This is a genomic window from Acinetobacter sp. FDAARGOS_724, assembly GCF_013364475.1.
In the GTDB taxonomy this organism is placed as follows: Bacteria; Pseudomonadota; Gammaproteobacteria; order Pseudomonadales; family Moraxellaceae; genus Acinetobacter; species Acinetobacter variabilis.
This window is the reverse complement of record NZ_CP054907.1, coordinates 175884-193828: the sequence shown is the minus strand read 5'-3', so window position 1 is coordinate 193828 and position 17945 is coordinate 175884. Positions and strand designations below refer to the sequence as shown.

At 36.1% G+C, this 17945-nt stretch carries 18 protein-coding genes and 5 pseudogenes; 13 read left to right on the top strand and 10 right to left on the bottom strand.

What is annotated here, in order from left to right; translation table 11 throughout:
• Nucleotides 1-29 precede the first annotated feature (29 nt).
• Together FOC32_RS01145 and FOC32_RS01140 are read left to right on the top strand one after the other, a co-directional pair.
• A complete protein-coding gene (locus FOC32_RS01145; RefSeq protein WP_004281880.1) occupies nucleotides 30-2507 on the top strand; it encodes a heavy metal translocating P-type ATPase in 2478 nt (825 codons plus the stop codon).
• Nucleotides 2508-2631: 124 nt separating this feature from the next.
• Nucleotides 2632-2757: a YHYH domain-containing protein gene (locus tag FOC32_RS01140; RefSeq protein WP_094148905.1), complete on the top strand. Its 126-nt coding sequence runs from the start codon at nucleotides 2632-2634 to the stop codon at nucleotides 2755-2757.
• 45 nt (nucleotides 2758-2802) lie between these two features.
• Here the strand turns inward: FOC32_RS01140 and FOC32_RS01135 are convergent, their stop codons facing one another.
• Nucleotides 2803-3069 (bottom strand): metal/formaldehyde-sensitive transcriptional repressor, encoded by a 267-nt coding sequence (locus FOC32_RS01135; RefSeq protein ID WP_005006352.1) that lies wholly within the window; start codon nucleotides 3067-3069, stop codon nucleotides 2803-2805.
• 80 nt (nucleotides 3070-3149) lie between these two features.
• Here FOC32_RS01135 and dmeF point away from each other — a divergent pair.
• A pseudogene (dmeF, locus tag FOC32_RS01130) lies at nucleotides 3150-4052 on the top strand (CDF family Co(II)/Ni(II) efflux transporter DmeF); the annotation flags it as partial.
• Nucleotides 4053-4358: 306 nt separating this feature from the next.
• On the opposite strand, the gene FOC32_RS01125 reads toward dmeF, so the two are convergent.
• From FOC32_RS01125 to FOC32_RS01115, 4 genes and pseudogenes are all read right to left on the bottom strand, one after another.
• On the bottom strand, nucleotides 4359-4973 hold the full coding sequence (locus FOC32_RS01125; protein ID WP_004281236.1) for a thiol:disulfide interchange protein DsbA/DsbL: 615 nt from the start codon (nucleotides 4971-4973) through the stop codon (nucleotides 4359-4361).
• A gap of 177 nt (nucleotides 4974-5150) precedes the next feature.
• Nucleotides 5151-5272 (bottom strand): annotated as a pseudogene (locus tag FOC32_RS17225) (cation transporter); the annotation flags it as partial.
• 557 nt (nucleotides 5273-5829) lie between these two features.
• On the bottom strand, nucleotides 5830-6396 hold the full coding sequence (locus tag FOC32_RS01120) for a recombinase family protein (RefSeq protein WP_004812033.1): 567 nt from the start codon (nucleotides 6394-6396) through the stop codon (nucleotides 5830-5832).
• 239 nt (nucleotides 6397-6635) lie between these two features.
• On the bottom strand, nucleotides 6636-7664 hold the full coding sequence (locus FOC32_RS01115) for a transposase (protein ID WP_077067961.1): 1029 nt from the start codon (nucleotides 7662-7664) through the stop codon (nucleotides 6636-6638).
• A gap of 152 nt (nucleotides 7665-7816) precedes the next feature.
• Between FOC32_RS01115 and arsC the strand changes: the two genes are divergently transcribed.
• The 7 genes and pseudogenes from arsC to FOC32_RS01080 all read left to right on the top strand — a co-directional run bounded on the left by arsC (nucleotide 7817) and on the right by FOC32_RS01080 (nucleotide 12308).
• Nucleotides 7817-8245 (top strand): arsenate reductase (glutaredoxin), encoded by a 429-nt coding sequence (gene arsC / locus FOC32_RS01110; RefSeq protein WP_004733243.1) that lies wholly within the window; start codon nucleotides 7817-7819, stop codon nucleotides 8243-8245.
• Between the two features lie 44 nt (nucleotides 8246-8289).
• Nucleotides 8290-8613 carry a metalloregulator ArsR/SmtB family transcription factor gene (locus FOC32_RS01105; protein ID WP_004644742.1) on the top strand — a complete coding sequence of 108 codons (324 nt, stop codon included), beginning with the start codon at nucleotides 8290-8292 and terminating at the stop codon, nucleotides 8611-8613.
• A gap of 4 nt (nucleotides 8614-8617) precedes the next feature.
• Nucleotides 8618-9091, top strand: coding sequence for an arsenate reductase ArsC (locus tag FOC32_RS01100; RefSeq protein WP_004781073.1), 474 nt, complete (start codon nucleotides 8618-8620; stop codon nucleotides 9089-9091).
• A 5-nt stretch (nucleotides 9092-9096) separates the two neighbouring features.
• Nucleotides 9097-10137 carry an ACR3 family arsenite efflux transporter gene (gene arsB, locus FOC32_RS01095; protein WP_004644740.1) on the top strand — a complete coding sequence of 347 codons (1041 nt, stop codon included), beginning with the start codon at nucleotides 9097-9099 and terminating at the stop codon, nucleotides 10135-10137.
• A gap of 4 nt (nucleotides 10138-10141) precedes the next feature.
• Entirely contained in the window at nucleotides 10142-10846 is a 705-nt protein-coding gene (gene arsH / locus FOC32_RS01090; protein ID WP_004644739.1) for an arsenical resistance protein ArsH, read from the top strand.
• 167 nt (nucleotides 10847-11013) lie between these two features.
• Nucleotides 11014-11541, top strand: a pseudogene (locus FOC32_RS01085) (NAD(P)-binding domain-containing protein); the annotation flags it as partial.
• 62 nt (nucleotides 11542-11603) lie between these two features.
• The gene (locus FOC32_RS01080; protein ID WP_001067784.1) at nucleotides 11604-12308 is read left to right on the top strand and encodes an IS6-like element IS1006 family transposase; all 705 of its coding nucleotides are present in this window, start codon (nucleotides 11604-11606) and stop codon (nucleotides 12306-12308) included.
• A gap of 35 nt (nucleotides 12309-12343) precedes the next feature.
• On the opposite strand, the gene FOC32_RS01075 is transcribed toward FOC32_RS01080, so the two are convergent.
• On the bottom strand, nucleotides 12344-12658 hold the full coding sequence (locus FOC32_RS01075) for a hypothetical protein (RefSeq protein WP_004812036.1): 315 nt from the start codon (nucleotides 12656-12658) through the stop codon (nucleotides 12344-12346).
• 114 nt (nucleotides 12659-12772) lie between these two features.
• On the opposite strand from FOC32_RS01075, the gene FOC32_RS01070 reads away from it, so the two are divergent.
• The 3 genes from FOC32_RS01070 to FOC32_RS01060 all read left to right on the top strand — a co-directional run bounded on the left by FOC32_RS01070 (nucleotide 12773) and on the right by FOC32_RS01060 (nucleotide 15149).
• The gene (locus FOC32_RS01070; RefSeq protein ID WP_004780010.1) at nucleotides 12773-13129 is read left to right on the top strand and encodes a type II toxin-antitoxin system RelE/ParE family toxin; all 357 of its coding nucleotides are present in this window, start codon (nucleotides 12773-12775) and stop codon (nucleotides 13127-13129) included.
• Nucleotides 13122-13424, top strand: a complete 303-nt coding sequence (locus FOC32_RS01065) for a helix-turn-helix domain-containing protein (protein WP_004780009.1) — start codon at nucleotides 13122-13124, stop codon at nucleotides 13422-13424. Before FOC32_RS01070 ends, FOC32_RS01065 begins: the two co-directional genes overlap by 8 nt.
• 150 nt (nucleotides 13425-13574) lie before the next feature.
• Nucleotides 13575-15149, top strand: a complete 1575-nt coding sequence (locus tag FOC32_RS01060; RefSeq protein WP_004780008.1) for a sensor domain-containing diguanylate cyclase — start codon at nucleotides 13575-13577, stop codon at nucleotides 15147-15149.
• 309 nt (nucleotides 15150-15458) lie between these two features.
• Here FOC32_RS01060 and FOC32_RS01055 read toward each other — a convergent pair whose 3' ends face one another.
• The 4 genes and pseudogenes from FOC32_RS01055 to FOC32_RS01040 form a co-directional block, all read right to left on the bottom strand.
• On the bottom strand, nucleotides 15459-16070 hold the full coding sequence (locus FOC32_RS01055; RefSeq protein ID WP_004812037.1) for a LysE family translocator: 612 nt from the start codon (nucleotides 16068-16070) through the stop codon (nucleotides 15459-15461).
• A 261-nt stretch (nucleotides 16071-16331) separates the two neighbouring features.
• Nucleotides 16332-16898, bottom strand: a pseudogene (locus tag FOC32_RS16910) (plasmid replication DNA-binding protein).
• Between the two features lie 63 nt (nucleotides 16899-16961).
• Nucleotides 16962-17123: a hypothetical protein gene (locus tag FOC32_RS01045; RefSeq protein ID WP_171063215.1), complete on the bottom strand. Its 162-nt coding sequence runs from the start codon at nucleotides 17121-17123 to the stop codon at nucleotides 16962-16964.
• A gap of 136 nt (nucleotides 17124-17259) precedes the next feature.
• Nucleotides 17260-17489: pseudogene (locus tag FOC32_RS01040) on the bottom strand (hypothetical protein); the annotation flags it as partial.
• Nucleotides 17490-17945 lie beyond the last annotated feature (456 nt).

Genomic DNA, 17945 nt, shown 5'->3' with positions numbered 1-17945 from the left:
TCAGCATATCTAAATGATAGAGATCGTATATGAGTACCGAAATGACTGATACGCCACACTACAGTGAAACATTAGAGATTGAGGGGATGACATGTGCTTCTTGTGTAGGCCGTGTGGAAAAAGCTTTAAAATCTGTTGAGGGTGTTGAATCGGCTCATGTAAATCTGGCTACCGAAAAAGCAGTCATTTATGCGCATCAACCACTTGATCGCGCTACTTTAATTAAAGCCGTAGAAAAAGCAGGCTACGAAGTGGAAGCGCTGCAACCAATAGAGCTTACGATTGAGGGTATGTCATGTGCTTCTTGTGTAGGTCGAGTAGAAAAGGCCTTAAAATCTGTTGAGGGTGTGGAATCAGCTCATGTAAATCTGGCTACTGAAAAAGCGACTATTCAGGCAAGCTCATCTGTCACTCGTGACTCGTTAATTCAGGCTGTCACCAAAGCAGGGTTTGAAGCAAAGTCAGTTCATCAAACTACGGAAAGCTTTCAAGATAAAAAAAATATTGAATTAGAAAAACTTAAAAAAGATTTAATTTTGTCAGTCTTATTGACTCTACCCGTTTTTATTTTAGAAATGGGATCACACCTGATTCCCGCCTTTCATACGTTTATGATGGATAACATTGGCCAACAAAATAGCTGGTTAATGCAATTTTTCTTGACCACAGTAGCATTAATTTTTCCAGGCCGACGCTTCTTTAAAAAGGGCATCCCAAGTTTATTCCGCTTAGCACCAGACATGAATTCCTTGGTGGCTGTAGGAACATTGGCTGCTTATCTTTATTCAGTGGTTGCTACTTTCTTTCCAAGTGTCCTGCCACAAGGCACGGTCAATGTTTATTATGAAGCTGCAGCGGTTATTATCACTTTAATTCTATTAGGTAGATTTTTTGAAGCCAAGGCAAAAGGCCGAACGTCTTTAGCAATTCAACATCTAGTTGGAATGCAGCCTAAAGTTGCCAGAATACAGCTCAATAATCAGGTGATAGAAGTTCCGATTGCCGAAGTTCAAACAGGAACGATTGTAGAGATTAGACCAGGCGAGCGTATCCCTGTCGATGGTGAAGTTATTCACGGCCAAAGTTTTATTGATGAATCCATGATTACTGGCGAGCCTATGCCCGTTGAAAAAACGATAGGCTCTACTGTGGTAGGAGGAACAATTAACCAAAGTGGCAGCTTAAATATCAAAGCCACCTCTGTTGGTAGTTCATCAGTGCTTTCTCAAATCATCCGAATGGTTGAACAGGCACAGGGTTCCAAGCTGCCTATTCAGGCATTGGTTGATAAAATTACCATGTGGTTTGTACCTGTAGTAATGGGTCTCTCTCTTTTAACTTTTATTACTTGGTTTATCTTCGGCCCTGAGCCAGCCCTAACGTTTAGCTTAGTTAATGCAGTTGCGGTACTCATTATTGCATGTCCTTGTGCAATGGGACTTGCAACGCCTACATCAATCATGGTGGGAACTGGGCGTGGTGCTGAAATGGGTGTTTTATTCCGTAAAGGGGAAGCTTTGCAGCTGCTCAAAGAAACTAAAGTGGTTGCTGTTGATAAAACAGGGACCCTGACTGAAGGGAAACCAATTTTAACCGATCTGCATGTCTTAGAAGGGTTTGAATACAATGCCGTACTTTCACTTATGGCAGCCGTTGAATCAAAGTCTGAGCATCCTATTGCTCGAGCAATTGTACAAGCCGCTATAGATAAGGAATTAATCCTGTCTCCTGTTGCTGATTTCAAGTCAGTCACGGGCTATGGAATAGAAGCAACGGTGTCTGAACATTTGGTTCATATTGGTGCAGATCGATATATGGAAAAACTAGGTTTGAATCCTAATGTTTTTTCTCAATTTTCGGATCGTTTGGGAGAAGAAGGAAAAACCCCTCTCTATGTTGCGATTGACCAGAAACTTGCTGCCATTATTGCTGTAGCAGATCCAATTAAAGAATCAACATTTGCTGCAATTGAAGCGTTACATCAGTTAGGTTTAAAGGTTGCCATGATTACAGGTGATAACCGTCATACAGCTCAAGCGATTGCAAAAAAACTAGGTATTGATGAGGTTATTGCAGAAGTCTTACCTGAAGGTAAAATAGAGGCCGTTAAAAAATTAAAAAATCAATATGGTAAACTCGCATATGTTGGAGATGGCATTAATGATGCCCCTGCACTTGCAGAAGCAGATATTGGTTTAGCAATAGGTACAGGTACAGACGTAGCTATTGAAGCTGCTGATGTGGTTTTGATGTCTGGCAACCTGAAAGGAGTGCCAAATGCTATCGCTTTAAGCAAAGCGACTATAACCAATATTCGTGAAAATTTATTTTGGGCATTTGTTTACAATGCAGCTCTGATTCCTATTGCAGCAGGTGTACTTTATCCGCAATTTGGACTGCTACTTTCTCCTGTATTTGCTGCTGGTGCAATGGCTCTCTCGTCAATATTTGTACTAGGAAATGCTTTACGATTAAAACGTTTTAAAGCCCCCCTTGCAATTATTTAACCATTTTTTATATACATTTAAAGTTTTGTTGGCTTTACTTTATATATTTGGAAATGGTCTAAGCCATGTTGGCTTTTATTAAATATCATACAGTTGATATTCTAATTATTTGAGAGGGATTAAGATGAAAAGAATTTTATTAATATGCTTTATAGGCATGTCATTTACCTATGCGAATGCTCATTCTGGGGGAACGAACTCACAGGGTTGTCATACCAACAGTAAAACTGGTGATTACCACTGTCATTAATAGGTGCGCACACAGTTTTTTTATTTAAAAGACTGTGCTTTAAAGTTATAAGTAGCGTTTAACTAAAGCTAAAAATTCATTTAGTTCTTTTTCCTTTATTTTCTCAGTATCACCGAGTACATGTTCTCTAAGATGAAGTTCTATTAACTCATTCATTAAGCCATTTATCGCACCTTTAATTGCTGCAACTTGCTGTAATACCTCAATACAAGAATTTTCAGAATTTAAAATATTCTGTTCAAGGGCATTAGTTTGACCTTGAATTCGTCTAATCCGATTTAAAATTTTTTTGTTCTGATTTAAGTGAGACATACTATTCAACCTCAAGAACATATACTATGGGGGAGTATTAATTGTGGTGCAATAAAATGTAATATCTAAATAATGTTAAAAGTGACCATTCGCATCAATTTGACGAAGGAAATCCTTTAGCACAAAAGAAAATTTTAATCGCAACCATCCTCACTGGTGTAATGATGGTGTTTGAAATTTTTGGAGGATGGTTCTTTAATTCCATGGCTTTATTGGCTGATGGATGGCATATGAGTTCTCATATGTTGGCATTGGGCTTAGCTTATTTTGCCTATAAAATGGCTCGAAAATATGCTCGTGATCAGAGATTCTGTTTCGGTACATGGAAGATAGAAATCTTAGCTGGATATTCGAGTGCCATTTTATTGATGGTTGTTGCTGTATTCATGGGTGTTCAATCGATAGAACGTTTATTCAATCCTGTGAATATTCACTACAACGAGGCAATTTCAATTGCGATTGTTGGCTTGATCGTTAATTTTATTTGTGCCTGGTTACTACGTGAAAATGGTCACCACCACCATCATCATCACTCTCATGATGACCATGACTTAAACCAGAAAGCCGCTTTTCTTCATGTAGTAGCAGATGCAGTAACTTCTGTATTAGCGATTATTGCACTTTTCGCAGGGAAGTATTTTGGATGGGATTTTTTAGATGCAATTCTAGGGATCGTAGGTGCAGTGCTTGTAGCACAATGGTCTTGGGGATTGATTAGAGAAACAGGTAAAACATTGCTTGATGCAGAGATGGAACATCCTGTAGTAAAGGAGATTCAGGAAGTTGTAGAGGAATTAGATAACCAAATTACGATTACTGATCTGCATGTCTGGAAAGTAGGTAGAAGTAAATTTTCATGTATTTTATCCCTAAATACAGTTAATGACTCCTTAACAGCAGAGGTAGTTCGTAAAGCTTTGTCAATTCATGAAGAGATTGTTCATATTTCTGTTGAAATTAACAAGAATTTCCATGTTGTTTAAATTAATATTTATTCCTTTTAAACTTTATCAGTCTATTTATGTAAATCTTAGATTAGAATTTGTTTGTTGTAGAGCGTCGGGGCGCCTCGGCAATTCTGCGTGTTGAAATAGAAAGGAAAATTCATTACTTTAAAGCGCAAAGCGTGTTGCAGATGCAGCTCTTATTCCGAGGAATTTTACACTGGTATCGCCCGCCGATAGAAACACCAGATCCGGCAGTCAGGACGTAAATAACCATTCCTCCAGTTTAAATAAAAAAACCTGCAGATTCGATGCAGGTTTTTTTTAGAGATAATCAATCGCGTCTTATTTGGCTTTACGCTCTTTCTCGATCAGGTAATTCACCACCTGAATGACTTTGGCATCATTACCCTGCACAATATATTTACCATTCACGGTCACTGCCGGAACACCACTTAACTGATACTGAGCAGCCAGATTTTTGGCTTGGGCAATTTTCGAAGTGATCGGGAAAGATTTATAAGTGCTGTTAAATTTCGCTTCAGGAATACCATAGCGGGTATAGAACTTGGCCAATTGCGCCTGTTCTAAAATTGGACGTTGCTTATCATGAATATCATGGAATAATTGTAAATGTGCTTTTTGACGCACACCCAATGCTTCAGACACATAATAAGCACGCGCTGCCTGCTCCCAGAGTGGATTCATTGCAGCCGGCGTACGTACAAAACGTACATCTTTTGGTAATTTTTTCAACCAGCCCTGCATATGTGGTTCAAGCGCGAAACAGTGACCACAGCCGTACCAGAAGAATTCACGTACCTCAATTCTGCCCGGTTTTTCGACTTTGACTGGTTTTGCAACCACCTGATAGTCCTGACCTGCCACAAAATTGGCCATAGCATTGCCTGAAAAGGCCAAAACAGATGCGGCAACAGCTCCTAAAAGGAATTTTTTCATTGGGATTATCGTCCTCTAAATCATTATGCTTAGTGTATGGGTTCACTATAAATCAATTATGCCGGTTCCGTTTTCATGCTGCGAACTTTTGTGCTATCAGAACCGCTACATTAAAGTATACGACTGATTTTAAGTCAGTTAATATGGCCATTCGACCGCTATGTGTTTTTAGATAATCACAAAAGTTAAACTTTGAGTAATAAAAACGGTTATAATTTCTACGATTAAAACGTAGTGGTCAAACCTACAGTAAATATTAGCTTCTTACTATTCTCTTCAGTAACAGCCGCGTGGCTATGATAATTGCTGGAATTTACAACATAGAACTGAGCAAAAAATGATTTATGAAAGGTTTATTAAATTAAATAAATTATTTATATAGTTAAAATTCACCTGATAAATCACTTTTTAATTTAAATTACTATGTTAATTATTTGTTAATTATTTCTAAATTTTTCTCTAAGAAACGGAGTCCCCCATCAGCAAAACTACTGGTTGAAAAAACTATAGTAAAAATAACTAAAATAATCTTCATGTACATATTATTGAATCTAATCATATCTTGGACCAAAAAAATCTTTACTTATAATAATGAGTAAATATATACATCCGAATGACGACAAAATTACAAACTTGTAATTTTGTTAAGGTTTGTTCTCAAAAAAATAAATTAATACTATTTTAAAAAAGATAAATCGTTGCTGAAAAAGCTAGATTGCAATCGAGTTAATTAATTATAAATCAAAAACTTATATTGTATAAAATTAGTAACTCTTTGCTTTCTGCACTTATTATTTAATCAACGTTTCACGATTTTCATAAGCTAAACTAAATATAGTCGCCAATTTCAATTGAGTTATTTCCCGGCTTTTAAATACCGATATACCGCTTGGCGACTAATTCCAAATGCCTGGCCTAATGCCATTTTTGAAGGGTACTTCCCTTCCTTCCAGTCTTGTCGCAAAGCTTCAGCCTGATCAGGTTTCAATTTATGTACCCGGCCTTTGTACTTCCCTTGAGAAGAGGCAAGTTTAATTCCTTCCTTTTGCCGCTCTAAAATGATCTCACGTTCAAACTGTGCAAAAGCACCCATCAGTTGCAGCATCAAATTATCCATCGGGGTGGATTGGGCCGTAAAAGTAATATTTTCTTTTACAAACTGGATGGCAATCCCTCGTTTGACCAGTTTATCCACTTCAGTCACCAAATCTTTTAAGCTTCGCGCAAAACGATCCATGGAATGTACTATCACCCGGTCTCCTTCCCGGACATAATTCAACATTTCCTGAAATTTCGGTCGGTCGGTATTTTTACCTGAAGCACGGTCAACAAAAATCCGGTCGACTTCAATTCCCTCAAGTTGACGTCCCGTATTTTGCTCGACCGAACTCACTCGCACATAGCCTACTTTTTGGCCTTTCACTTTTTACGCCCCAATTGGATAAAAATGAACAATTTCGTAAATTATAAATCTTTAATACCAAAGTTACATGTTACTTATGATTAAAAAACATTTAAATGGTACATGTTTTTAAAAACTTTTAAAATGTAATTTTAGGGTATACTCTAAATTTACATATTTAAATAACGAGTTTTTTCTCACTCATAAGAATTTGCAAGAATATATATACATTTATTGACATTAATAGGACTTACGCACTATTATTTATAGATTTTCTGTGGCAGCAGATGATTCTTATCGAGAATAAATTCATCAATAAAGTTCTTGATAATTGGTCTAAATAATTTCTTCTGCCAACGATATACATTTTCAAAGATCCGCTCAAACTGGTTCTTTTGTATCTCAACATAGGCCATCAAGGCTGAGAAAATATGATTCAAAATCAGCTTGGATCGTCTTACTTGAAACTTTTCAATATGACAAACCTGTTTAATTACTCGATGATATTGTTCTATTTTCCAATGACTTGAATGTAATTCATAAAAACCATCAAAGGACAATAAATCATCTTCATCTTGATGCACAATATAAAATCTCTGCTGTTCTTTTAACTGAGTCTTAAATAATTGTACAAAGCCAACATCTTTGAGCCAGACCACTTGACCCTGATGAAAATTCGGCAATAAACGGAGTTGAAACCATTGTCCTTTTTCAGGGGAAACCTTACGGTTACTGTCGACACCAAACATAAATCGAATACCATGTTTTCTTATGGTTTTTAGATTTTCAGTCGATGAATACCAACTATCACCTGTAATGAATTGAATCTTTGCACCCCAATCGAGTACTTCACTTAACATCTCCATAAAGTAATCATTCTTGGTTTTACTTTCTGACTTATCATAAATTCGAAAATTAATTGGAATATTTTTGCCATGTTGATCTGTCGCATACAAGGTAATGAGATTAATACCCTTGACGGATCGGTGGTGTTTACCTGACCAAAAATAGCTAACTAAGTCCATATGTTGACTATATGGCTTATCTAAAACAGTATCATCAATACTGACTATAAGTTTATTATTATCAATGTGTTGAATTGCTTCTTGATATAGATCGCGAGCTGTGTAGTCTTCACGCTCCAAAAAGCGATTTACACTGTCATGCGAGATATTATAAGTCTCGGCAAGTTGTGTGCAGCTAATAGAGTTTGGTTCTGTCATGAGAAAGCCCATATAAATGGGTAATGTACAAGTTGCTGTAGAAGCATGTTTAGTTCGTCTGATCACAGATACGTTATAAAGTAGTTTGAGACTTTTTTAAATCCCTCAATGCGTAAGTCCTAATTAAGTAATTTAAATAAAATCAATATACGTATTTACATATATGTGGAAATACGTATATAAGTATATCTGAGTTTCTAATAGCAGTGTTAGTCAAAATGTTCTCGACCATAAAGATTTATCACAATCCTGAGTGTGGTACATCAAGGAATACCTTAGCTTTAATTCAAAATGCAGGAATTGAACCAATCGTTATTGAATATCTAATTACCCCACCTTCGAAAGCAGAATTAATTGAACTTATTCGTAGTGCTGGTTTAAGTGTTAGAGAAGCAATTCGTAAAAATGTACCTCCATATTCTGATTTAGAAATTGTTCGGGAAGATTGGTCTGATGAACAGCTTTTAAATTTTATGCTTCAACATCCTATTTTGATTAACCGCCCATTCGTTGTTACGGATTTAGGTACACGTTTGTGTCGTCCTTCTGAAGTTGTTTTGGATATTCTCCCGTTTCCTCAGAAAGGCGCATTTAGCAAAGAAGATGGTGAAAAAATTATTGATGAAAATGGCCAAAGAATTAAATAGTACTTTCTCATCTCTTGAATGGAAAGAATGTGAAGGAGATTTATATGGATCAAGTTAATTTTTTTAAATGCTTATCAGATGAAACACGTCTCAATATAGTGACATTAATTGTTGAAAATAAAGAACTATGTGTATGTGATTTGACTGAAAAACTACAACTCAGTCAACCGAAAATTTCAAGACATTTAGCCCTTTTACGTGCTTCAGGGCTACTTCAAGATCGCAGACAAGGCCAATGGGTTTACTACAGTATCAATCCAAAATTGGCCAACTGGTGTTATGAAATTTTAGATATTTTGAAGACGGTTCAATCTCAATCAAAGCTGGATGATCAACACCCCCTTTCTGTAAATAGTTATTGTGAGTAATTCAATGAAATTTTTATTTTTATGTACTGGAAATAGCTGCCGTAGCATTTTGTCTGAAGTTTTGTTTAATAGCCGAGCACCAGAAGGTTGGAAAGCCTATAGCGCTGGGAGTAAGCCTTCAGGTCAAGTTCACCCGCTAACTTTAGAAACCCTTGAAAACTTAGGATTATCTACCGAAGGTTTATGGAGTAAAACGATTAATGATTGTGAACAATATCAACCTGATGTTGTGATCACAGTATGTGATTCTGCTGCTCAAGAAGCATGTCCACTTTATTTGGGTGGAGCAATCAAGGCACATTGGGGCTTGGCTGATCCTTCACACTTAGACGTGAATAAAGAAGAAAAAATGAAAGCCTTTATGAGCACTGTTGAACATATCAATCGTCGCTTAGATGCTTTATTTAAACTTAATGTAGATAAACTATCTCGCTCAGAATTGATTGCAGCAATTAATCAAATTTCGAACGTTGAGTAAGTGAAATGTCTGAAAAACGCTTATCTTTTTTAGATCGCAACCTGACGCTATGGATTTTTATTGCCATGGCCTTAGGCATTGCCATCGGAAACTTCTTTCCTCAGGCTTCTGTCGCACTCGATAAATTAAGCATTGATTCAGTGAATATTCCAATCGCGATTGGTCTTATTCTAATGATGTATCCACCACTGGCAAAAGTGAACTATGCGACTTTGCCACAAGTGTTTAAGGATAAGAAAACCCTTACTTTGTCCTTAGTACAAAACTGGCTGATCGCGCCAGTACTCATGTTTGCCCTGGCAATCATATTTTTACATAGTTATCCAGAATATATGACCGGTGTCATCCTGATTGGTCTTGCTCGATGTATTGCCATGGTTCTGGTGTGGAATGGCTTGGCCTGTGGTGATAATCAATATGTTGCAGCATTAGTTGCCTTTAACAGCATCTTCCAGATTCTATTTTTCAGTACCTATGCCTGGTTATTCCTGACCTTCCTTCCACCCTATTTTGGTGTCGCTTCGCAGGTCATTAATGTCGATTTCTGGACCATCACCCATGCTGTTCTGGTTTATCTTGGTATTCCGTTCTTATTAGGTTTCTTAACGCGATGGATTTTGGTGAAACAGAAAGGCGTGGAATGGTATGAAACCAAGTTCATTCCGAAAATCAGTCCGCTGAGTTTAATGGCTTTGCTGTTCACCATTCTGGCCATGTTTAGCCTAAAAGGCGGTGATGTCGTGAGTCTTCCGCTTGAAGTTTTACGCATCGCGATTCCTTTAACCATTTACTTCGTTTTAATGTTCTTCATCAGCTTCTTTATGAGTAAATGGATGGGCAATGACTATCCTAAGACCACAGCAATTGCATTTACCGCAGCGGGGAATAATTTTGAATTATCACTTGCAGTAGCGATTGCAACTTTTGGTATCGCTTCGCCTGTTGCTTTTACCACGATTATTGGCCCACTGGTCGAAGTTCCTGTGTTGATTGCCTTGGTGAGTGTTTCACTCTGGCTGAGAAAGAAAGTTTTTAAAGAGGCCTAACTCTATGAATCTCCCAAATGTAGATCTAAATCTTCTTGAGCAACCCACCTTTGAAAAAGTTCAAGCCAAAGAACTTGCTCATCCTCCGCGAATTTTGCTGCTGTATGGCTCTAATCGAGAACGTTCTTACAGTCGCCTTGCAGTTCTTGAAGCCGGTCGAATCCTTGAGCATTTTGGGGCGGAAATAAAAATCTTTCATCCTAAAGGGCTTCCTTTACCAGAAGATGCGGATACTGAGCATCCAAAAGTAAAAGAACTGCATGAGCTTTTAGCATGGTCAGAAGGCATGGTCTGGTGTTCACCTGAACGCCATGGTTCTATGAGTTCAATCTTTAAATCTCAAATCGACTGGATTCCACTGGCAGGAGGGGCAATCCGTGCTACCCAAGGTAAAACTCTTGCCTTGATGCAAGTCAGTGGCGGATCACAGTCATTTAACAGCCTGAACCAGATGCGTATTTTGGGGCGGTGGATGCGGATGATCACCATTCCAAATCAGTCTTCAGTTCCAAAAGCTTTTTTGGAGTTTGAAGAAGATGGACGAATGAAACCTTCGGCTTTCTATGACCGGATTGTGGATGTGATGGAAGAGTTATTTAAGTTCACCCTACTGACTCGTGGACAAAGCAAATACCTGACAGATCGTTATTCTGAACGCAAGGAATCGGCTGAAGAGTTGTCCAAGCGTGTAAATCAGCGCAGTTTATAAATGCTGGATGGTATTAAATACTGCGCCTCATTGCCAGGTCAGTAACACTTTTATGCTGTACCGATGAAGTGCTGTTAAAGGTACAATGAATATTGTAAAAACCCAGTCTTCATGATTGGGTTTTTACATTAAAGAAGTCAGAGATAAATAAGGAAAAGGTGAAGGCTTTGAACCAGAAACAGACTGAAACTGATGTGATCATTATCGGTGGTGGGCAGGCCGCTTTATCTACCGCTTATTTTTTAAAGCGCAAGAAAATCCCATTCATTATATTGGATGAGCAAAATCAAGCGGGGGGTGCCTGGCTGCATACCTGGGAGTCATTGCGTCTTTTTTCTCCTAATACCTGGAGTTCTCTATCCGGTTGGATGATGCCCATCACTGAACAGACCTATCCAACACGAAATGAGGTGATCCAGTATTTATCGGCTTATGAACAGAGATATCAATTTTCGATTGTTCGTCCAGTACATGTCGATCGTGTGGAATCGAAGGGAAAGTATTTAGACGTATATGCTGGAGAAAAGTTTTGGCGAGCCAAGGTGGTGGTCAGTGCAACAGGGACATGGCGCCAGCCGTTTATTCCTGATTATCCGGGACAGGAAAACTTTCAAGGCACGCAGTTACATTCAGCCCATTACCTGAATGCAGATTCATTTAAAGATAAGAAAGTCATCGTGGTGGGTGGGGGGAATGGCACTGTTGCAAATAACCACGAATGGTAAGCTGAAGACTGTTTTAGCTAAAGGTGCAGCATATGAATCCTTTCCATGGTCGGCATTTTCAGGGCGAAATCATTCTTTGGGCTGTGCGCTGGTATTGTAAATATGGCATTAGCTATCGTGAACTGCAGGAAATGCTGGCCGAACGGGGTGTGAATGTTGATCACACGACTATTTACCGTTGGGTTCAACGTTATGCTCCTGAAATAGAAAAACGTTTACGCTGGTATTGGCGTAATCCTACAGATCTGAGCTCGTGGCATATTGATGAAACCTATGTAAAAGTGAATGGACGATGGTCTTATCTGTATCGTGCAGTCGATCAACGTGGCGATACCATTGATTTTTATCTTTCTTCTAGACGTAATACCAAATCAGCATATTGTTTTCTTGGAAAAATTTTAAATAATGTGAAGAAGTGGCAAATTCCACAAGTGATCAACACGGATAAAGCACCCACATATGGACGTGCTTTATCACGGTTAAAACGGGAAGGTAAATGTCCACCAGACCTTGAGCACAGGCAGATTAAGTATAAAAATAACGTGATTGAATGTGATCATGGCAAGCTAAAGCGGATCATCAGGGCCACATTAGGATTCAAATCTATGAAGACGGCTTATGCCACAATTAAAGGTATTGAAGTCATGCGTGCACTACGTAAAGGACAAGCATCGTCATTTTATTATGGTCAGCCTCAGGGTGAAGTGTGTCTAATCAACAGGGTTTTCGGTCTCTAAGTACTTTTTAAAGGAAACATCATCGACTCAAATCTCTATTTGCAACAGTGCCATTCACATTGGTTAATCAGCTTAATCAAGGCATTTTGCACATATTCTTCAAACTCAATCCCTTGTTCTTTCGTTATTTTTTCAATTTTTTTAAGAACGTCACTATCTAATTCAAATTCTATCTTATCGGATGTTTCCATCAGTAAATCATAGTTATCTTCGACCATCTTTTTAAAAGTTTCTTCCAGATTACTTTTTGATGGGACGTTGAAAGATAAGCGTAGTGAACTATTGATAATTTCCACTTGGGTATAGCCAATATATTCTGTACTTTTTCCTACAAATTCTAAGTGCTTCATGCTGATCCTTAAATGTAGTGATCCTCATATCATCATACTCATTGTGCATGAGTATTTGCAAAGTCATTCAATCGGCTTTAAAATATAGACTATAATCTATATTATGGTTGTAATATGTGGACAGTCATTACAACGGATCTGTTTAATAAATGGCTTGAACAGCAAGATGAATCAACACAAGAGAAAGTCTTGGCTGCACTGGTTGTACTTCAACAGCAAGGACCAAGTTTAAGGCGTCCCTTAGTCGATATCGTCTACGACTCTAAATTTGCCAACATGAAGGAACTTCGTGTCCAACATCGAGGTAAATCACTCAGGGCATTTTTTGCCTTTGATCCATTACGACAGGCTATTGTGCTTTGTATTGGTGATAAGAGCGGTAAAAAGCGTTTTTATACAGAGATGCTAGCAATTGCAGATGAGCAATACGAACTTCATCTCTCAACTTTAGGAGATCAATCAAATGGCTAAGACCCTACAAGAATTATTAGCTAGTCGCTCTCCAGAGAGCCAAGCTCGTATTCAACAAATGGCGGATGAGTTATTGCTAGAAAATCAGCTTTATCTGATTCGTGAAGAATTAGAGATTTCCCAAAAAGAATTGGCTGAAACCCTTGGTATCAAACAGCCATCTCTTTCCGCAATCGAAAATCGTGGGAATGATCTAAAAATTTCAACTATGAAAAAATATGTTGAAGCGATGGGTGGAAAATTACGTATTGATGTAGAGCTTCCAACAGGAAAACACATAGGATTCAATGTATAAAAATGGGAGCTAAGGCTCCCATTTCTGACTTCGCATAAGAGATTTTATGTTAAATATATAGTTATTAGAACAAATAAAGATGAATATAGCTTTAAGTATTATCTAAAAGTATACTAAACTTAAAAGCTATACTTAATTAATTGTAAGTGAATGAAATTATTTTTATTTATTAAAAAAAAACTTGATTTAACTCTTAGAAACCTAATACTTTTTTTAGCAGTATTTTCTGTATCTACCCTTTTTATTATTTCTTTAGTTGTTAGTTATCAAATAGTAAAAAATCAACTTATCAATAATTCATTATCATTAAACTCTGAATATGCAAATAAAATTGCAACAAGTACTGATAATCATTTTAAAAATATATTAACCCAACTCGATTATAGTGCAAAAGTATTAGGAAAAGATTTTGATGATGAAAGCACTAGAGAATCAGAAGTACAGAGATTAAATATGCAATCTAATTACTACAATAGCGTAGTAATTAGCGATCCTCAGGGTAGGTTGATCAACTATTCACCTAATATTTTAAACATTGATAAAAACAAAGTACAAAGCACATTAGGAATTAATAACTCAATAAAAAATAAAAAGCCTTATATCTCTACACCTTATCTTTCTATTAGAAAGAATATGATTATTTTTATTTCTCAGCCGATTTATGATAGTAAAAAAAACTATAAGGGATTTATTGGATCTACTATTTATTTAAAGGAAAAAAATATTATTAATCAGATGTTAACTACATCTGAAAGCTATAAAAAAAGCTATATGTATGTCATTGATGGAAATGGTCAGATAATTTTTCATCCTGATCATAAAAGAGTTGGGGATATAGTAAAAAATAACAATGGTTTAGAATATATAAAAAAGCAAAAATTTGGAAAAATTCGCCTGATCAATAGTAGAGGGATAGATAATCTTGCTGGATTTTCACATATAAAAACTACAGATTGGATAATTGTCTCGCAACAACCTACTATGGAATTATTAAAGCAAGCTACTTCAATTATTTATAAAGTTTCTGCTGGAATCTTTATATTCTATTTAATTATCTTTTATATCGTATGGAAATGTTCTTTTTTCATAGCATCACCTCTGCATAAATTAGCGAATATAGCTGGTTCGCTTCATCTACCAGAAGTACGGGGTGAAATTAAAACTATTTATCCATGGTATTACGAAATAGTTAAATTAAAACACGCTCTTTTACTAAGTGTTAAAAACTTTTCAATAAAAATCAATGAAATGGATCACTATATTAACACTGACCCTCTTACTGGTCTAATGAATCGTAGGGGAATGAACTTTTTTATAACCAATCAAATGAATGAAAAAAATAATTTATCTATTTTACTAATAGATATAGATTTTTTTAAAAGAATAAATGACACATATGGACATGATCAAGGTGATTCGGTTCTAAAGTATCTTGCAAAAACTATGCAAAAAAGTTTTCGTAAAAATGACGTCTGTTGTCGTTATGGTGGGGAGGAATTTATTGTTGTGATACCTAATACTAGCCAACAAGATGTTTATGAAAGTGCTGAGCGATTTAGAAAAGAACTAGCAACACAGACCATCCCAAATGTAGGGTCTATTACAGTTTCTATAGGGATAGCTTCTTGGCCTGAAAGTTCTGAGGATATTTCAGAAGTTTTTAAAATTGCAGATAAATATCTTTATGAAGCTAAGAACAGTGGAAGGAACTGTGTAAAGTTCTAATCAATAGTTAAAAAAAATTTATACATATGAATAGGCTGGACTACTACCATTAATCGTAGATTATATCGTCTACCCTATTCGGTGTATAAAAGTATCATTATTAGAATCGTAATATCCACTCACCCAATCCTGTGCTTGACTTGGAAATGTCTGTATAGGACATTTCTATTTAGATTTAAGGTAGGACATTTCTACTTAGGAATAACACAAAAATGGGAGTTAAAGGCTCCCATTTTTACTGTTTTTTTGAAAATTTCGTGTAAGTACCATTATGTTAAATAAGGGCCACGATTTCAAAAAATCACAGTATCATCTATTAGTAAAAGCTAGTTTGACGGCAAATAATATAAAAATTGATCCCGTAATTTGATCAATTTTTTTCAATGCTCCATTTTGATGAAGAAACTTGGAAATAGATTGCATTGAAGTAATAAGAATGACTGACCATAAAATGCCTAAACTAACATGCACACTTACCAAACTTAAAAGCCATAAGGTAGAATTTCCAGTACTAGGTACAAATTGTGGTAGGAAGGAAATATAAAAGATCCCCACTTTAGGATTCAAAATATTAGTAAGAAATCCTTTTAAGAACCAGTTTTCATTTCTCATTTTAGTAGTTTTTATCTCAAAGCTTTTTCTTGGCTTGAATAGTAAACCTAAACCTAGCCATACCAAATAGATAGCCCCGACCCATTTCATTAAGTTAAAGGCTAATTCGGAGGCTGATAAGATAACTCCCACACCCAAAGCAATTAAGATGCCCCATACTAGACATCCGGAGGCTATACCCAATCCAGCATGAAATGCTTTACGTTTATTCTCCACTGTAGCAGTTCTTATTATTAGGGCTGTATCCAATCCGGGAGTTACAGTTAACAAGATAATCGCTATAAAAAATGGAATTAGAAGCTCAAGCATACTGTCTCTATCAAACTAGAAAAGTACCAATTATAAATTAAATAATTTAAGGTCAATCAGAAAAAAAATTGAAGTTCAGCTAAAGTTAACATAATACACCTTATACGAAATGCGTTATAATTCCGCTTACAAATCAAAGCTGTAGTTCCTTTTTTGCCCAACCTCCCCAAGGTGGACTTTTTTTTTATGATTTTTCACGTTCGACGCTTATTATTTAATCAAAGTTTCACGACTTTATTCATATGGGTTAAACAATCGTGGTTAATCATAGGGTCTAAAAAAACGGCTCCAAAAGCCTCTTTTATCAGGCTCTGGTTCAATATGTTTAGGCACCAGAATGCGCTTATTTTCTTTTTGATCTGGAGTAGTCAATCCGTCATGTTTGTCGTTATCTACATTTAATGTAGGTTCTACTTGAGATGAACTAGATTGCACTGAAGATTGATCTGAAGTTGGTGTGGAATGAACCTGAGTTGGCTTCATTTTAATTAGGGTAAGTAATGTATCAATACGAGAATTTGCTTTAGCTTCGCGATCTTCTGCTTTTTCTAACTGTTTCTTTAGAAAATCGATCTGATTCTTTAGTTCAATAACTGTATTGTCGGTGTATTCAGGTGTATTTATAGTTTATGTTGGAGACGTATCAGTGTGTTTTGAGTGTTTTCCACTAAAAGGTTCACCATAAACGCGGAGTAACTCAGAGAAGTCGATAGGGCCATCATGATCACGACTTAATACCCCATTTTTTATATCTTTATAAAGTGTAGCACGAGATTTTTTATACAGTGTGGCTGCATCACAAACACTGTATTTTGTACTTGTTTTCATGGTGTATTACTGTGTATTTACGATACGTATTGGAGAATACAATAAGTGTATTCTCCAATACACTTAAGGTTTGAAGCCTAAGTTTCTTAGATTTGGTAAAAATTGCTTTTGTTGTATTGGATCTCTGAGCATTTCTTTGATTTTGATAGCGAGAGATTCATAACTTTCACTTTCTACAGCTAAATTAGAAAATTCAGGTAATCGAGACAGCTGGTTACCAAACATGTAAGCTTGCTGTAAAATTTTTATCAAGAGTTTTTTGTTATGAAAAAATTATAACTATTAATAAGAAATAGTAAAATAAGCTATTGTTTATTAAAAAAACATAATTTTTTTACTGAGAATTTAAGTTACTAGAATATAAATTGATGTTTTGATCTTCTGTACAATCCTCAATAAAGTTTGCAATTTCTTGCACGCTCCAATATTCTGTAGAACGCTGGTTATTCGCTTTAAATAAACATTTGATGATTGGATGTTTTTCAAAATCAGTTAGTGCTACTTCAAAATTGTCACCCTGCATTGAAGGTGACATTTCTTCTGCAACATGACTTTATGCTGAATGATATTTAATAATAGCAAACTAAGCATAATAGGCACAAAAAACTGTTAAAGCGGTTTTAATACTTCTGTAGTAATTTTCAGGTTTCCACGCCTGATTACAGATTTTGCTGTAACCTAATTATCAAATGGGTATTTTTTTCTTTGATCAAACCAAATTAGAATCTTTTATTGCTTTGTAAATGAAAAATATAAATAAATAACGTATGGATCAAATTGAAAGCGAAGAAAAAAATCAAATTTGCGGATTTTCAGCGCTTTTAATCACTTATTAAGCTTAGGCTATTTTCCCTAAGGAATCATGTTACATAACTTCCAACAGCAGACAAAACACAATAGATAATGCGATGTTTTTTGGTTCTGTTGATCCATAAAAAATACTTAAATCTCTATTATTAAGCTATAAATGAGCAGCAAGAAATTTTCCTAGTCAGGTAAATGATATTCATGCACGCGTAGCTATCTAGAACGAATTCACAGAATTTG

Coding starts and splice junctions, on each gene's coding strand:
- FOC32_RS01145 (WP_004281880.1), top strand. CDS start 30: ATGAGTACCGAAATGACTGATACGCCACACTACAGTGAAACATTAGAG.
- FOC32_RS01140 (WP_094148905.1), top strand. CDS start 2,632: ATGAAAAGAATTTTATTAATATGCTTTATAGGCATGTCATTTACCTAT.
- FOC32_RS01135 (WP_005006352.1), bottom strand. CDS start 3,069: ATGTCTCACTTAAATCAGAACAAAAAAATTTTAAATCGGATTAGACGA.
- FOC32_RS01125 (WP_004281236.1), bottom strand. CDS start 4,973: ATGAAAAAATTCCTTTTAGGAGCTGTTGCCGCATCTGTTTTGGCCTTT.
- arsC (WP_004733243.1), top strand. CDS start 7,817: ATGTTCTCGACCATAAAGATTTATCACAATCCTGAGTGTGGTACATCA.
- FOC32_RS01105 (WP_004644742.1), top strand. CDS start 8,290: ATGGATCAAGTTAATTTTTTTAAATGCTTATCAGATGAAACACGTCTC.
- FOC32_RS01100 (WP_004781073.1), top strand. CDS start 8,618: ATGAAATTTTTATTTTTATGTACTGGAAATAGCTGCCGTAGCATTTTG.
- arsB (WP_004644740.1), top strand. CDS start 9,097: ATGTCTGAAAAACGCTTATCTTTTTTAGATCGCAACCTGACGCTATGG.
- arsH (WP_004644739.1), top strand. CDS start 10,142: ATGAATCTCCCAAATGTAGATCTAAATCTTCTTGAGCAACCCACCTTT.
- FOC32_RS01080 (WP_001067784.1), top strand. CDS start 11,604: ATGAATCCTTTCCATGGTCGGCATTTTCAGGGCGAAATCATTCTTTGG.
- FOC32_RS01075 (WP_004812036.1), bottom strand. CDS start 12,658: ATGAAGCACTTAGAATTTGTAGGAAAAAGTACAGAATATATTGGCTAT.
- FOC32_RS01070 (WP_004780010.1), top strand. CDS start 12,773: ATGTGGACAGTCATTACAACGGATCTGTTTAATAAATGGCTTGAACAG.
- FOC32_RS01065 (WP_004780009.1), top strand. CDS start 13,122: ATGGCTAAGACCCTACAAGAATTATTAGCTAGTCGCTCTCCAGAGAGC.
- FOC32_RS01060 (WP_004780008.1), top strand. CDS start 13,575: ATGAAATTATTTTTATTTATTAAAAAAAAACTTGATTTAACTCTTAGA.
- FOC32_RS01055 (WP_004812037.1), bottom strand. CDS start 16,070: ATGCTTGAGCTTCTAATTCCATTTTTTATAGCGATTATCTTGTTAACT.
- FOC32_RS01045 (WP_171063215.1), bottom strand. CDS start 17,123: ATGTTTGGTAACCAGCTGTCTCGATTACCTGAATTTTCTAATTTAGCT.